The following is a 15,265-nucleotide window of genomic DNA, read 5'->3' as shown; positions in this document are numbered from 1 at the left end:
ATATGCATTTACTAAAAAATAATAAGGCCTTATAAAGCAGCCTTGTTTGAACAACGCATCTATCGCGCGCCCTATGATACGTGATTTTTGATTCATACTCAAAATATTCACGTTGTCTGATACAAACTATCCCAATAAAAAAAGCACCCAGTTATTAGGTGCTTTTTTTCGCTCAAAACTTTACTTGGAGTAAACCACAAGTCATGAACGATAATCTATCTGTATCATGGCTAGCAACGCTGTCTTTCTTCATCTATGCTTCATTATACAGCGCAGGCCACCTACCACTTAAAACAACGGCTTAGTTTAAGCGCTCTTTTAGGTTTTTACCAGCTTTGAAGCTTGGTACTTTGCTTGCTGGAATGCTAAGCTCTTCACCAGTTTTAGGGTTACGGCCAGTACGTGCTTTACGGTCTTTTACGCTAAAAGTACCAAAGCCAACCAATGAAATGCTATCGCCAGCTTCTAATGCTTCGCCAACGCTTTCCATAACAGCGTTTAGAGCATCACCAGCTTGAGTTTTGTTTAGGCCACTTTTGTCTGCGATGCTATCAATTAATTCTGACTTATTCATAAAATTTCCTTCAAGTTTAAGGGGGATAATAAACGCTCACGCCAAGCATTGTAACGCCCTCATAGCATTTAAGCAATAAGAACTGCCTGACTGGCATATTAACAGGTGTCGCTTTGTTATCGTCTTTATATCAAGGCAGCATAAGGAGCGCAAGTGATTTTACATATTTTCGTCCTCTGCACTACGTATTTGACACTCAATGTTACGCAAAGCCTTTGCAACTCTCTACAGAGATGGTTATTTTAGCTAAAATGTCAATCTTTCTGTCATCAAAACGAGATGTATTACCTTTTACTACATCATCAATGATGGATGCCAGCACTTTTATTGACTGCCAAGTAATCAGGTAATAATTTATTAACCGACAGAAACTAGCGTTACTTTTTATTATAAAGACGTTACTATAAGAAAATAACATTGCATCTATTGAGTGGAATTTAAGCTTTGTTTAAATTCTGACTCAGATTTGTCAAATAAAAAACGGATTATTTACATGAAGCGTTCTACGTTGTCCCACTCTCTTCTTAATATTATTTTGGTATTCATCGAGTCGGCGCTAACACTATTGTTACGTTTGGATCCCGAACTGCGTAAAGCTGCTTATCCGCTAGCCAAACAAGGCACTGTTGTAGCGCTACGTTTGTATTTACCTCATGTTGAGGTTTTTGCTACCTTTAGCACCAAAGGGGTATTGTTAGATGCCGAACTTCCAATTGATCGTAGTGAGCCTGATGTCATCATCAATGCTTATAGCGTTCAAATTATAAATGCTATTAGCACTCATGATAGCGAGGCGACTGAAAAGCTACAAATGCGGGGTGAGTCTGTTCAAGTACAACTGGTCAAGCAATTCATTATGCAGCTTGGTGTTGGCAATTTGATTCGGGGTGTTATTCAGAAATTTAAGGGTGGGAAGGATAAAAACCATCCTACTGACGCTGAAAAGGCGGATAAAAAAGAGAGTTATCAGCTACGTATTAAAGAGCAGCAAACCCAAATTAATACTTTAACCATCAAAAACCGCGAACTTGAAACGACGTTGAAAGAGCTACAAAGCAAGCAAAAGACCCTAATGATTGTGACCATTATCGCCATTGTCGTCATGATTGGCTCAATCATTGCGTTGTTGATGAATTAGTTCTGATCAAATATCACTAGACAGCCTAGCGCCGTCTATATGAGCGTTTAACGTCTACTATATAATGGGCGTTAAACGCTTTTTTATTTTTGCGACCTTGCTAGTACTGTATATGGATTTTTATTTCTAGAACAAAAACTTAGTATGGCCTCTTAATTTGTCTGACTCCTTTTCATTCGAATGTCATTGTTTTTATCAATCATCATGATGAGCTCGATTAACCATTTAACTCTACTTTAATCTTGACTAAATTACTCAGGATTAAGTATAATGGGTTCAATCGTTGCACACATCGGGTCGATCATCTGTTGTTTAATAGCGATAAGACAAATCTTAGCCAGTATCACATTATACAAGTAGCGCCCATATTATTGGCTACTGTCATACTCACCTTGCTAAGACCGTTGTTAAATAAAAATGACATAAAAGTTTGGAGATAACATATGCGTTTGACTACTCGAGGCAGGTACGCCGTTACTGCGTTACTAGACTTGGCATTACAAACCAGTCAGCAAGATACTGCAGTTTCATTATCAGATATTGCCAAAAGACAATCGATTTCTATCTCTTATCTTGAACAGCTATTTTCAAAGCTTCGTAAACGTGGTCTTGTTACTAGTATTCGCGGTGCCGCTGGTGGTTATCTTTTAGCCAAGCCATTACATGAAATAGATGTAATGACTATCATATCGGCAGTTGACGAATCAGTAAATGCGATGCAGTGCGAAGGGCGCGGCGACTGTCAAGATGGTACAATGTGTTTAACTCACGACTTATGGTCTGCGTTATCGATCCATATCGAACAATACTTGAAAAATATAACTTTAGCGCAATTATTAGACATGGAAAACGTGCAATCGGTTTCAGATCGTCAGCACACATCTACCAAAGATATTTCCATAAAAGACATCAATACTATTACTTTATCGAACAGCGAGGCAAACCCAGCATGAGCCAACATAACAACCTTATATACTTAGATTATGCCGCCACCACACCAGTTGCCAAATCAGTAGCTGCTAAGATGAGCGAGTATCTGACTGTAGATGGCATCTTTGGTAACCCAGCCTCGCGCTCGCATGGTTACGGCTGGCAAGCAGAAGAAGCAGTAGAAACGGCTCGTCAGCAAGTTGCTGAAGTCATCAATGCTGATCCACGCGAGATTGTTTTCACTTCTGGTGCAACTGAGTCTGACAACTTAGCCATTAAAGGCGCAGCACATTTTTATCAGTCTCGTGGTAAGCACATTATCACCAGCAAAATTGAGCATAAAGCGGTACTTGATACGTGCCGTGAGCTTGAGCAAGAAGGCTTCGACATTACTTATCTTGAGCCACAGCCAAGTACTGGATTGATTTTACCTGAGCAAGTTAAAGAAGCACTGCGTGAGGATACGATTTTAGTATCGCTTATGATGGTAAACAATGAGCTTGGTACAGTGACTGATGTTGCTGCGATTGGTGAAATCACTCGTGATGCTGGTATTGTGTTCCACGTTGATGGTGCTCAATCTGTCGGTAAAGTAAAAATCAATCTTGAAGAGATGAAAATTGACTTGATGAGTTTTTCAGGTCATAAAGCTTATGGCCCTAAAGGTATTGGTGCATTGTTCGTTCGTCGTAAGCCTCGTATTCGTTTAAAAGCAGAACAGCACGGCGGTGGTCATGAACGTGGTATGCGCTCAGGTACATTACCAACACACCAAATCGTTGGTATGGGTGCAGCCTTTGCTCTAGCCAATGAGCGCTATGAAGAAGACCATGCTCATGCAGCAAAATTGCGTCAAAAATTATGGGATGGTTTACAAGATATCGAAGAGATTTATCTCAATGGTGATCTTGAGCACAGCGTACCTAATATTGTGAACATCAGCTTTAACTTTGTTGAAGGTGAATCACTCATGATGTCTCTAAAAGACTTAGCGGTTTCTTCAGGTTCTGCCTGTACATCAGCGACACTTGAGCCGTCTTATGTATTACGTGCTATTGGTCGTCCAGACGAATTGGCTCACAGTTCAATCCGCTTTAGCTTTGGTCGTTATACCACCGAAGAAGACATCGATACGGTTATTAAACAAATGCATGAGGCAGTTGATAAATTGCGCGCCCTATCACCACTTTGGGACATGTACCAAGAAGGTGTTGATTTAAACTCAGTCGAATGGTCTGAGCACTAAAATTCTGTACCAAAATATAGATATGATTATAAAATATAATCATTGAATCATTCATCAGACAATTATAAATTCAGTTCCTATAAATACTGTTTCTATAAATGACAAGTTTGACCCCAATTATCGATGAGTCAGTAGCGTTTTAAACCCTTAAGCTATTGCTCATCATCTAACTAGGAGAAAACCCCATGGCCTATAGTGACCAAGTTATTGATCATTACGAAAATCCACGCAACGTTGGTAATCTTGATAAAAATGCCAAGAACGTTGGTACTGGTATGGTTGGTGCCCCAGCTTGTGGCGATGTAATGCGCCTACAAATCCAAGTTGATGACAATGGCATCATCGAAGACGCACGCTTTAAAACGTATGGTTGTGGCTCAGCGATTGCATCAAGCTCACTTGTTACTGAGTGGCTAAAAGGTAAAAGCTTAGACCAAGCTAGCGAAATCAAAAACAACGATATCGCTCAAGAATTGGCACTACCACCAGTAAAAGTGCATTGCTCTGTTCTTGCTGAAGATGCCATCAAAGCCGCTATTAGCGACTATAAAGGTAAACACGGCGCAGTAGAAGAAGCAGCTAGCTAAGTTGTTAGCCCATAAGTTGTTATTTTATTAGCGATGCGTTAGTAGCAGTACGTTAAACAGCGATTAACGCTAAAGAGGTGACAATAACGCTTACGCAATTGTCACCTTTTATTTTCTAAACGTTGTTAGCACATTATTTTGGCAAACTCATCATTTTGGTTGCCAGTTTTTATAACGCTTTATATATTTCTTATTGATAGTCAATGGGAGTTGGCATGATTGAAATGACAGAACGCGCCGCTCAGCATGTTCGAGATTTTTTGGATAATCGCGGTAAAGGTGAAGGCATTCGAGTCGGCATACGTACAGCAGGTTGCTCGGGGTTGGCTTATGTTTTAGAGTTTGTTGATATACCTGACGAAAATGACACGCGCTATGAAAGCCGTGGCGTCAGTATTTTTATCGATCCTAAAAGCTTGGTTTATTTGGATGGCTTGCTGATGGATTATGAAAAAGAAGGGTTAAACGAAGGCTTCAAATTTACCAACCCCAATCAAAAAGGCGAATGTGGCTGCGGTGAATCATTTACCGTTTGAGGTTTGTAATTTGAGTGCTGACAAAAAAGTGCTGATAAAAACGTTAAAAACAAATATAAAAAGTAAGGCGTATGATATGACCGACATGACTCCAGAAGCCCAGTTTGATAACTTTTTTGCCCTATTTGAGCAACCAGTACAATTTGAGGTTCAGCAAGACCGTCTCGATCAACATTTACGTCTGCTTCAAAAGCAGTATCATCCCGATAATGTTGCAAAGAATCTAGCAGATACCAAGCAAGCTCAGCAGCACTCTGAGCAAGCATCCGCATTGATTAATCAAGCGTATCAGACATTAAGCGCACCCGATAGCCGTGCCAGTTATCTTTTAGAGATGGCAGGTCAAGCGCAAAATTTAGAACATTCAATTGCAGATTTGGATTTTCTAGAAGATGCAATGCAAATGCGTATGGACTTGGATGATGCTATCATCGATAAAGACCGTCTGGTATTACAGCAGCTGCATCCGCAAATCGTAGAACGCTTAATCAAACAATCTGAACGTTTTAGTCATGCTTATCAGAACAAAGATTGGCAAACCGCCATTGATGCCACACAAAAATTAAAGTTTTTGGTGAAGTTGAATGCTGATGTCACCACAGGACTTGATGAAGTCTCGACTGCTCATCAGGCAGATGATGACGATCTATATGTCTAACGCTTTGATAGTATAGATACCTGACCATTGAATTTTTATATCCGATTTGGTCTATTGGCTTTTGTATAAAAGTACGTCGAACTTATGATGCCTATTTGGACATCATGGTTAAAATAGCATCCACTATATCGTATAATCTATTTTCTTGTTTTCAGCACGCCTGATTGCTGCTCTGCATTGAGAGCAAAGTAGACGCCTTAAGTATATCACTGTGCGTGTGTTGTATTTGCTTCATTTCACTTATTCATTTTATCTCTGAGTTATCTTATGTCTTTATTGCAAATTGCCGAACCCAATCAAAGTGCTCAACCTCATCAGCATCGTTTTGGCCTAGGGATTGATCTTGGTACCACACGCTCATTGGTCGCTGTAGTACGGTCAGGCAAGGCACAAGTCTTAGAGGCTGACTCAAATAACGATACTTTATTGCCTTCTATTGTCTATTATCCAAGTTCAGGGACTCCTTTGGTTGGTAACGACGCGCTCTCTCACTTGGCAGATGACCCAAAAAACACGATTGTCTCAGCCAAGCGCTTTATGGGCCGCAGTCAATCAGATATCAAGTTCTCTCATCCTTATGAGCTGAGTGGCAATACAGATGATATGCCGACATTTGTGACGGCTCAAGGTGAGGTGTCGCCAGTTGAAGTTTCAGCACGTATCTTAGCAACGCTCAAGCAGCGAGCAGCAAGTGCTTTACCTGCTGACAGCATCGAAGGCGCCGTAATTACGGTTCCTGCTTACTTTGATGAAGCACAGCGCCAAGCCACAAAAGATGCCGCCCAAGCCGCTGGTATCAATGTCTTGCGTTTACTAAACGAACCAACGGCAGCAGCAGTCGCCTATGGTTTGGATCAACCAAATCAAACCGATGCCAAAGAAAGCTATTATTTGATTTATGATCTTGGTGGCGGTACGTTTGACGTCTCTATCTTAAAGCTGACAGATGGTGTGTTTGAGGTATTGGCAACGGGTGGTAATAGTGCACTCGGTGGCGATGATATTGACCGTTTGCTGACCAATTGGCTTATCAAACAATTGGATATCGACCCAAAAGACGTGAGTCGTCATGATAAATCAATTCTTGCCCAGCAAGCCAAGACTTACAAACAAGCATTGACTGATGCTGTACAAGTAAACATTGATATCACAGTGAACAATCAGTCTTATCAAGGTGTATTACGCCGTGAAGACCTACTTGCTATTATAGAGCCTGTGAGTCGCCGAACCTTGACTGTCTGCGAGCAAGTACTGCGTGACGCTAAGTTATCAAGTGTAGATTTGGATGAAGTCATCTTGGTTGGTGGTTCTACCCGTATGCCTGCCGTACAGGAAGTCGTTACTGATTTCTTTAAAAAACAACCTCTTTGTCGTTTGAATCCAGACGAAGTCGTTGCCTTGGGCGCTGCGCAAACGGCTCATCAACTGGTCAATGGTGACACTAATAACAATCTATTATTGTTAGACGTCACCCCTTTGTCGCTTGGTCTTGAGACGATGGGTGGTCTGGTTGAAGTGCTCATTCCTCGTAATACCCCAATTCCTGTTAAAAAACGTCAAGTATTCACTACTTATCAAGATGGTCAAACTGGCATGGTGATTCATGTCGTACAAGGTGAGCGCGAAACCGTAGAAAACTGCCGTTCGCTGGGGCGTTTTGAGTTGTATGGTATTCCATCAATGAAAGCAGGATTTGCTCGAATTGAGGTCACGTTCAGTGTTGACGCCAATGGACAGTTAACCGTGAGTGCGCAAGAAACCACTACTAAAACTGAGAGTAAGATTGAAATTGTGCCTTCTTACGGTTTATCAGATGAACAAAAAGAGCAGTTACTTGTTTCAGGGTTTAAGTACGCAGAAGAAGATAAAAACATGCGCTCTTTGATTGAAACCAAAGTGGAGGCTGAGCGAGAAGTATTGGCTCTACAGTCGGCTCTAAAGGAGTTTGCCCCGTTACTGACCTCCGAAGAGCAGTCTGATTTAGCTGAGCAGATACAAGCACTACAGACAGCACTTAGCACAGATGACTTGTCTGTTATCGAAACCAAGCAGGCTCAGCTCAAACCGCACAGCGATGCTTTTGCTGCCCGTATTATGAATCAGAGCGTCAAAGCCAGTATGGCTGGAACCAGTGCGCAAGATTGGTAGTAGATACCTTTAGCCATATGACTTAGAAGCGGTCTTAAGATCACCTCCTATATATTTTATTTTTTAAATTGATTAGCATTGGAAAGACAATTTATGCCAAAAATTACTGTACTACCCCATCATGAGATTTGCCCTGAAGGCACTGAAGTCGAACTTGAAGCTGGCAAAAACCTATGTAAAGCACTGTTAGAAAAAGGCATTAAAATTGAGCATGCGTGCGAGATGTCGAAAGCTTGTACCACTTGCCATGTGGTCGTCCGTAAAGGTTTTAACAGTTTAGATGAGATGGACGATGTCGAAGCTGATTTACTAGATCGTGCTTGGGGACTAGAGCCTGATTCGCGTTTATCTTGCCAAGTTATGCTCGAAGAAACCGATTTGACTATTGAGATTCCCAAATATACGCTCAACCATGCAAAAGAGAATCATTGATTAACTGTAATAAATGATTCTTTACAGACGATAAAAAAAGCCCGCTATGATAAAGATAGCTGGCTTTTTTATATTTGACGGTATGGGAGTTTATTATTCGTATTTTTATTTACGAGAGGTAGTATCACGATTGCTTTCCACCTCCATATTTGTGACTATCTTTTCTTGTTCCTGCTCAATACGTTCAAGTGCAAAATTCAAACGAGCCCTGATATCTTGATAATCGTAATCTTTTATGTCTTTGAAGTTTAGATGTAGATTAAAACCAGGTAAGGTATGATCCACCCACTTTGATTGATGAGTCACATTAGAATCGGGGTCTAATACTTGCCATGCACTCATTTTATTATCAAACCCTTTTAATTGAAACGCGCCAGCATATTCGCACTCATAATTGTGGCAAATATAATCATACGTACTCTCACTTACCAATATCATCCCTTTACCAGCACTAGACTCAAGTCTGGCTGCCAGATTGGCTTCTTTACCAATCAAGGTGTAGCTCAAGCGATTATTACTACCAAAGTTACCCACATGGCAATATCCTGTCGTGATACCGATACGGATATACAATCCCTCAAACCCCATCAGTCGCCACTTTTGCCTCAAGGTACGCATCTCACGGCGCATATCTATCGCCATGGCCACACAGTCCAAAGCATCTTGTCGCGGGCCACGACTGTTTGGCTCACCAAAAAAACACACCATGCCATCGCCAATGAACTTATCGAGTACTGCCCCATGCTTATTGGCAATTAACGTCATACGCTCCATATAAGTGTTCAAGATATCAGCCAAATTGTCGGCACTTAAGCTATCAGACAGCTCAGTGAAACCCACAATATCTGAGAACATGATCGTTAGCTTGGCTCGCTTATTTGATACGCTGACAGGACTGTCTGATCTGACGATTGGCTCCCAAATTTGCGGCGGTACAAAGCGTGCCAGCTTATTGATGACCGACACCATCGTACTCAAGCGCCCACTTGCGTGACGGGCACTTTCTTTATAACCAATATACTCTTGGTGAATACCGCGAAATTGAGACAGAATAACCATCATGCTGGCTAACAATACGACGGGAGGAACCCAGCCCTCATTACAATTCAACCCCTCGTTATCCAAAATAGTGCTGACGTAATAAAAGACAATAGAGGTCACGAATGCCACGGTAAACAACCTTAGACGGTTTTCGACTCCGCTTATGATCATACGCACGCCGATCAAGGCTACCAAACTCAGCGATATCACTGTACAAAACTGTATTGAACCAATCACTACTGAGAATAATATAACAACCATGTTGGACGTCCAAAAGCTGGTTGGGCGACGGTAGTTATAAATAAGGATCATGAGGCTAGGTAAAAGAATGACAACCAATAGCGCCATTGAAGTAGGACGAAAATTATAATGTAGGGCGAGTAATACTACGGTAAGAACCAATACAAACACTTCTGGGTAATCAAATCGGCAAATCTCTTTGTCCTTTGACGGAGACTTTAATTTTAGTGTGTCTAAAAAAGCCATAAAAATGATCACTTTATCTAGCAGGCGATGAGAAAGTTAAGTGTTATCAAAATATCGATGTGCCATTGAGTTTCAGCGTAGTTTATTTATACGGTTACCCAACAATATATTATACTTTTTAACTGTAATAAAGCCTATGCCACTGATAACCAAAGAAACCCCCTTTGTCCGTTAATGACTTATCTACTATACCGCTTGATTTGACACTATATTTTAGATGTAATTCCATAAAAGAAGCCAGATAATATAATTATCTGGCTTCTTTTATAATCAATAATAGTCAATCAATTACTGGCAGTATTAACCTACATCTGCCAGTCAAACGGCATTTGATGATGCCCACGTAAGGCCATCATTAAGGTTTGCTGCATCTGTGCCAATACGTCTTTGGTATAAGGAACGGCGGCTACGCCCCATACTGGGTTCGGCCATTGCATGTCGTTTTGGTAACGAACAATGTGATGAAAATGCAGCTGAGGGACTTGATTGCCAAGTGCAGCTACATTCATTTTATCTGCTTGAAAAGTCTTAGCCAGCTGGCTTGATAACCAACTTGATTCACGCAAAAATTGTGCTTGATCTGACTCAGACAATTCGTACAACTCTTTGATACCCGATACACGCGGCACTAAGATCAACCACGGAAACTGGCAGTCATTGATTAAACGACAAGTCGATAATGGAAAATCTCCCACTAAGAAACTGTCAGCAGCAAGTTTATGATGAAGTTGGAACATAATGACGGTTCTCTTTTTATGGCACTTGAATAAGCGAAGATAAAAATAGGTAAAAATACAAAACAATCTCGTTATTTTATCAGGTATCTAACCGATAAAATAGCGCCATTGCTGATTGACTGCGCTTTTTGGATTATTGTTACGCATTTTACCCATTGCGATACTTTAATATGCCTATCGCGATCTTTGAGTGAAGCTAGTTGGACTCATCAACCATATGTTCACTAAAATAGCGAAGCAGGTCTTGGATAACGGTCACTCGCTGTTGCGGCGTTGCCAGTTTATCAGCATCCTGATAGCGAATACCCGATGCTCCATTCATTCGATATCGCTGCCCATCAGTTTGAATCAGCTTGATAATTGCCAATGCTTCAACTGGGGTATCTGGTGCAAATTCAAGTGTCATACTACTGCTATTGGCATCAATTTTATTAATCTTGAGCGGTTCTGCTTGTAAGCGTAGTCCATGAACTGCAAAAAGTTGCTTAGTCTGATCTGGTAAGGTTCCAAAACGATCAATCATTTCGGTACGGATGTCTGTGAGCGCTTCTTTATCATCGGCATTGCTAATGCGCTTATAAAACAGCAAACGCTGATGCACATCATGCAAATACTCTTCTGGTATCAAAGCAGAGCTATGCAAATTAATCTCACTGGTCAGCGACAATGGTGTACTCAGGTCAGGCTCTTTTCCTGCTTTAATGGCTTTGGTGGCACGTTCCAGCATATCCATATACAAGCTAAACCCAATCGCCTGCATGTTGCCGCTTTGCTGCTTTCCTAATATCTCGCCAGCACCGCGAATCTCCAAGTCCTCACTGGCCAGCATAAAGCCTGCGCCCAAGGTATTGGCATGTTCAATTGCATGCAGACGACGCTTGGCATCGCCTTTGAGCCCTTTGATAGAAGGCACCAGTAAATAACAATAGGCTTGATGATGGCTACGACCTACGCGACCACGTAATTGATGTAGCTGCGCAAGACCAAACTTATCAGCACGCTCAATGATAATGGTATTGGCGTTGGGGACATCAATACCCGTTTCGATAATGGTCGAACAGATCAATACGTTAAACTTTTTATGATAAAACTGCTGCATCACTTGTTCAAGTTGACGTTCTTGCATTTGACCATGCGCCACACCCACGCGTGCTTCAGGAACAAGCTCACGGATAGTCTCCGCCATACGCTCGATACTTGCCACATCATTATGCAGTAAATAGACTTGTCCACCGCGCAACAGCTCACGCAAGATGGCTTCTTTTAATAATGCTTCTGTTTTTTGCATCACAAAGGTTTTAATGGCGAGGCGACGTGCTGGCGGTGTGGCGATGATTGACATATCTCGCATACCTGACAGCGCCATATTAAGCGTTCTAGGAATTGGTGTCGCTGTCATAGACATACTATCAACGTCGGTCTGAATGGCCTTAATACGCTCTTTGTGACGTACACCAAAACGATGCTCTTCATCGACAATCATGAGGCCCAGATTAGAAAACTTCACATCTGGTTGTAGCAGTTTATGAGTACCAATGACGATATCGACTTTACCAGCCGTCAAATCAGTCAAGACCGTGTCTTGATGTTTTTTACCGCCAAAGCGGGATAACGTTTCAATTCGTACTGGCCAATCAGCAAAACGATCGCGGAAATTGTCTTCATGCTGACCTGCCAGCAGTGTTGTCGGAACCAAAACAGCCACCTGATAACCGGCACTCACCGCAATGAATGCGGCTCGCATAGCAACCTCAGTTTTACCAAAACCCACGTCTCCACAAATGAGACGATCCATTGGCTGATTTTGTCTCATATCTTCCATCACAGCATGGATGGCATTCGCCTGATCGGGCGTCTCTTCAAAAGCAAACTGACTGGCAAATAGCTCGTATTGCGAGCTGTCTATTTTAAAATGAATACCAACTTTGGCCTCACGTCGCGCTTGCATATTTAAGAGCTCGGCGGCCACATCATGAATTTGTTCTAATGCTTTTTGTTTTGCTTTATCCCATTTACCACTACCAATTTTATGGAGAGGTGCTAGCGCTGGATCTCCACCGCTATAGCGATTAATCATTTGTAGATTAGCGACTGGAACATAAATACTGGCATCATCGGCATACTTTAAATGAATGAATTCTTGCTCACCGTCACCAACATCTAGAGTAATAAGACCATTATAACGACCAATTCCGTGCTCGATATGGACGACTGGGCTGCCTTCCGTTATCTCCGTAACGCTTTTTACCAAAAATTCTTCTGACACGCCGCTTTGACGATGACGACGTGTTTGTAACACCTGACGACCAAACAACTGCGTCTCACTAATCAATACCAGACGCTCAGGCACATATACGCCACGCTCAATGGGCGCAACTGTCAAGCCAACTTGAGGTAAATGATTATCTACTACTCTCTTAGTTTTATCAGATGCTAAAAAGGCTTCAAAGCTGTCATAAGCCTTAACATCGATTTTACCTTTGAATAGCTCAATCAGAATCTCACGGCGTCCCGCGGTTTCAGCAACCACCAATACTGGTGTCGAGGTCTGTGCCTGCACGCTCAAAAAATCTAGTAACTCAGTTAAGGGCTCAGCTTTTTGATGGTTCACCGCCAGTTGTGGTGGCTCTTGAGCGCTTAGCGTCACTACCCCTTGTTTTTGAGTAGAGACGACAGGCTCTAGTAGCTTATTTGCTTTGTCTGTCACGTCACCGTCATTCATAGTGACTAGCCCATCACGTGCACTTAATATCACGCGGGGATAATGATTGAGATGCTCGTTAAAGGTATTTGATAATAGGTATAACAACTCAGGCGCGACAATGGGTTTGTCAATATCGTGGCGACGCTCTTCATAGCGACGCTGAATTTGCGACCAGTAATCTGCCTGTTTTTCATGAATCAATTCATCAGTAATGAATAGTGCGTCACTTGGCAAATAGGCAAACAAACTACTCTCTGCTTCCCAGTCTTTTGCATCAAAGAATAACGGTTGATAATACTCAAGACCGCTACTTGCAATACCCGCCATCACATCCTTATGTAGCTCAAACTTACGGCTACTGACATTAGGGAACATCGCGGCAAAATTGGTACGAAAAGTTTCGCGACCTTCATCAAGTGGAAACTCTTTTGCAGGTAAGATTTGAAACTGTTTGATAGGTTTTGAGATATCAGGCAATTTATGCAATAAAGACAATGACTCTTTGGCCATACTGCTGTCATTGCCCGTCATCATGGCGTTAAGATCTTCAGGGGTCAACGTACGCTGAGTCTGAGGGTTAAAGAATCGAATCGTCTCAATCTCGTCATCAAACAAATCAAGGCGTAGCGGAAAAGGTTGTCCCATGGCAAAAATATCAATAATGCTACCACGCACCGCAAACTCGCCTGGTTCAAAGACATTTTCAACCGCTCGATAACCTGCCTTTGCCAGTAACTCACGCTGCGTATTGATATCAAATCGGTCGCCAACGCTCAGATCAAAATGCTGCCCAATCAACCAGCTTGGCGGTGCCACACGGTGCATCAGTGCCTGTACGGAGATCAAAAGCACGCCTGAGGTTGGCATATCCGTCAGCAGATTGATACGCTCGCTTACGATGTCCTGATGCGGTGACAGCTCGTCATAGGTCAGCGTTTCCCAATCAGGAAACACGTAGGCATCGACCCCGCAAAATGCCAACTCTGTCTCTATCTGATTGAGCTGGTTTTGATCCCGTGTCACCACGATTTTAAGACGGTCAGCAACGTCCCATATTGGCGCTTGTACCAAACTTGCCAGCCACAAACTACTGACAGCACCATGCACAGGTGCAAGCCAACGCCGCTCGGTGTTTTGGATAGGAAAAAGCTGCTGATTAATAGGGTCAAATGCGTCAGTCAAAGCAGTGATAGGCATAAAAAATAGGATCGAAGTTAAGAGTCAGATAGCTATTATACGAATATTTAAGCAATTGCCAAAACTTATGCCGTAACGGTTTGTCACTTAGTCATTTTGCTCAATATTATCCAGATATACGGTCTCTAAATTATTGCTCCGTATTTTTTTAGAAGAAATCGAAGGGTGAAGAAAAAATTTATATCGGTCCAAAAAGTGTCACACATATCAAAAAACCTCAGTTCGCATATGAGCTGAGGTTTTTATGACTGCATATTGATTGATTACTGCTTAAATATTGCTATTTAAATGAGGCGCTTATCACTGGCAATGATACCGTTATTGTCAGCGTATACAAACATGCCTGAATTCAGTGTTAAATTACCAAAACTGATTTCGATATCCGTCTGTCCTTCGTCACGACGAGTTGATTTACGGGGAATACAGCCAAGCGCCATCACGCCGATGTCCATTTTTGCCATATCATCAACATCACGGACACAGCCATAGACAATCACGCCAGCCCAGCCATTATCAACAGCCGCCTGCGCAATCATGTCACCTAGAAGTGCACAACGCATAGAGCCGCCGCCATCGACAACCAACACCTTTCCATTACCGTCTTTATCTTTCCCATTACTGTTCAATAATGATTTAACATAGCTGTTGTCTTCAAAGCACTTTACCGTCACAATTTCACCGCAAAATTTGTCCTTGCCGCCAAATTGATGAAATGATTTGCCTTCAATATTGGGTAGACAGACTTGTGATTCAGGATTGGCATCTAATAGATCACAAGTCACAAAATTTTCAATACTCATCTTCATTGATTCTGACACGGTCAAACTCCCTTTTTAATGCTCAAATAAAAA

Annotated in this window: 13 protein-coding genes; 8 read left to right on the top strand and 5 right to left on the bottom strand. The window is 42.0% G+C overall.

Annotated features, from left to right (window positions below):
- Positions 1-301 precede the first annotated feature (301 nt).
- Positions 302-574: an HU family DNA-binding protein gene (locus tag CZ794_RS08425; protein WP_045445077.1), complete on the bottom strand. Its 273-nt coding sequence runs from the start codon at positions 572-574 to the stop codon at positions 302-304.
- Positions 575-1,067: 493 nt separating this feature from the next.
- Here CZ794_RS08425 and CZ794_RS08420 point away from each other — a divergent pair, with 493 nt between their 5' ends.
- From CZ794_RS08420 to fdx, 8 genes are all read left to right on the top strand, one after another.
- Positions 1,068-1,712 carry a hypothetical protein gene (locus CZ794_RS08420; protein ID WP_087041162.1) on the top strand — a complete coding sequence of 215 codons (645 nt, stop codon included), beginning with the start codon at positions 1,068-1,070 and terminating at the stop codon, positions 1,710-1,712.
- 443 nt (positions 1,713-2,155) lie between these two features.
- Entirely contained in the window at positions 2,156-2,665 is a 510-nt protein-coding gene (locus CZ794_RS08415; RefSeq protein ID WP_087041161.1) for an Rrf2 family transcriptional regulator, read from the top strand.
- Positions 2,662-3,888: an IscS subfamily cysteine desulfurase gene (locus CZ794_RS08410; protein WP_087041160.1), complete on the top strand. Its 1,227-nt coding sequence runs from the start codon at positions 2,662-2,664 to the stop codon at positions 3,886-3,888. The genes CZ794_RS08415 and CZ794_RS08410 overlap by 4 nt, the downstream gene beginning before the upstream one ends.
- A 185-nt stretch (positions 3,889-4,073) precedes the next feature.
- Entirely contained in the window at positions 4,074-4,475 is a 402-nt protein-coding gene (iscU, locus tag CZ794_RS08405) for a Fe-S cluster assembly scaffold IscU (RefSeq protein WP_087041159.1), read from the top strand.
- A 215-nt stretch (positions 4,476-4,690) separates the two neighbouring features.
- Positions 4,691-5,011, top strand: coding sequence for an iron-sulfur cluster assembly protein IscA (gene iscA / locus CZ794_RS08400; RefSeq protein ID WP_058024184.1), 321 nt, complete (start codon positions 4,691-4,693; stop codon positions 5,009-5,011).
- Positions 5,012-5,087: 76 nt separating this feature from the next.
- On the top strand, positions 5,088-5,669 hold the full coding sequence (gene hscB, locus CZ794_RS08395; protein ID WP_087041657.1) for a Fe-S protein assembly co-chaperone HscB: 582 nt from the start codon (positions 5,088-5,090) through the stop codon (positions 5,667-5,669).
- Positions 5,670-5,936: 267 nt separating this feature from the next.
- Positions 5,937-7,817 carry a Fe-S protein assembly chaperone HscA gene (gene hscA, locus CZ794_RS08390; protein ID WP_087041158.1) on the top strand — a complete coding sequence of 627 codons (1,881 nt, stop codon included), beginning with the start codon at positions 5,937-5,939 and terminating at the stop codon, positions 7,815-7,817.
- 93 nt (positions 7,818-7,910) lie between these two features.
- Positions 7,911-8,249, top strand: a complete 339-nt coding sequence (gene fdx, locus CZ794_RS08385; protein WP_062844157.1) for an ISC system 2Fe-2S type ferredoxin — start codon at positions 7,911-7,913, stop codon at positions 8,247-8,249.
- Between the two features lie 105 nt (positions 8,250-8,354).
- On the opposite strand, the gene CZ794_RS08380 is transcribed toward fdx, so the two are convergent.
- The 4 genes from CZ794_RS08380 to rraA form a co-directional block, all read right to left on the bottom strand.
- The gene (locus CZ794_RS08380; RefSeq protein ID WP_087041157.1) at positions 8,355-9,776 is read right to left on the bottom strand and encodes an adenylate/guanylate cyclase domain-containing protein; all 1,422 of its coding nucleotides are present in this window, start codon (positions 9,774-9,776) and stop codon (positions 8,355-8,357) included.
- Positions 9,777-10,081: 305 nt separating this feature from the next.
- Positions 10,082-10,513, bottom strand: a complete 432-nt coding sequence (locus CZ794_RS08375) for an HIT domain-containing protein (RefSeq protein ID WP_062844155.1) — start codon at positions 10,511-10,513, stop codon at positions 10,082-10,084.
- Positions 10,514-10,709: 196 nt separating this feature from the next.
- Positions 10,710-14,414, bottom strand: coding sequence for a transcription-repair coupling factor (mfd, locus tag CZ794_RS08370; protein ID WP_087041156.1), 3,705 nt, complete (start codon positions 14,412-14,414; stop codon positions 10,710-10,712).
- Between the two features lie 284 nt (positions 14,415-14,698).
- A complete protein-coding gene (rraA, locus tag CZ794_RS08365; protein WP_218778323.1) occupies positions 14,699-15,214 on the bottom strand; it encodes a ribonuclease E activity regulator RraA in 516 nt (171 codons plus the stop codon).
- Between the last annotated feature and the right edge of the window lie 51 nt (positions 15,215-15,265).

Source organism: Psychrobacter sp. JB385, assembly GCF_900163785.1.
Taxonomy (GTDB): domain Bacteria; phylum Pseudomonadota; class Gammaproteobacteria; order Pseudomonadales; family Moraxellaceae; genus Psychrobacter.
Note: the sequence above shows the minus strand (reverse complement) of the source record. Positions and strands in the feature narration are given on the sequence as shown.

Bases quoted from the DNA above. Each gene is read 5' to 3' on its own strand.
- CZ794_RS08425 (WP_045445077.1), bottom strand. From the start codon at position 574: ATGAATAAGTCAGAATTAATTGATAGCATCGCAGACAAAAGTGGCCTA.
- CZ794_RS08420 (WP_087041162.1), top strand. From the start codon at position 1,068: ATGAAGCGTTCTACGTTGTCCCACTCTCTTCTTAATATTATTTTGGTA.
- CZ794_RS08415 (WP_087041161.1), top strand. From the start codon at position 2,156: ATGCGTTTGACTACTCGAGGCAGGTACGCCGTTACTGCGTTACTAGAC.
- CZ794_RS08410 (WP_087041160.1), top strand. From the start codon at position 2,662: ATGAGCCAACATAACAACCTTATATACTTAGATTATGCCGCCACCACA.
- iscU (WP_087041159.1), top strand. From the start codon at position 4,074: ATGGCCTATAGTGACCAAGTTATTGATCATTACGAAAATCCACGCAAC.
- iscA (WP_058024184.1), top strand. From the start codon at position 4,691: ATGATTGAAATGACAGAACGCGCCGCTCAGCATGTTCGAGATTTTTTG.
- hscB (WP_087041657.1), top strand. From the start codon at position 5,088: ATGACCGACATGACTCCAGAAGCCCAGTTTGATAACTTTTTTGCCCTA.
- hscA (WP_087041158.1), top strand. From the start codon at position 5,937: ATGTCTTTATTGCAAATTGCCGAACCCAATCAAAGTGCTCAACCTCAT.
- fdx (WP_062844157.1), top strand. From the start codon at position 7,911: ATGCCAAAAATTACTGTACTACCCCATCATGAGATTTGCCCTGAAGGC.
- CZ794_RS08380 (WP_087041157.1), bottom strand. From the start codon at position 9,776: ATGGCTTTTTTAGACACACTAAAATTAAAGTCTCCGTCAAAGGACAAA.
- CZ794_RS08375 (WP_062844155.1), bottom strand. From the start codon at position 10,513: ATGTTCCAACTTCATCATAAACTTGCTGCTGACAGTTTCTTAGTGGGA.
- mfd (WP_087041156.1), bottom strand. From the start codon at position 14,414: ATGCCTATCACTGCTTTGACTGACGCATTTGACCCTATTAATCAGCAG.
- rraA (WP_218778323.1), bottom strand. From the start codon at position 15,214: ATGAGTATTGAAAATTTTGTGACTTGTGATCTATTAGATGCCAATCCT.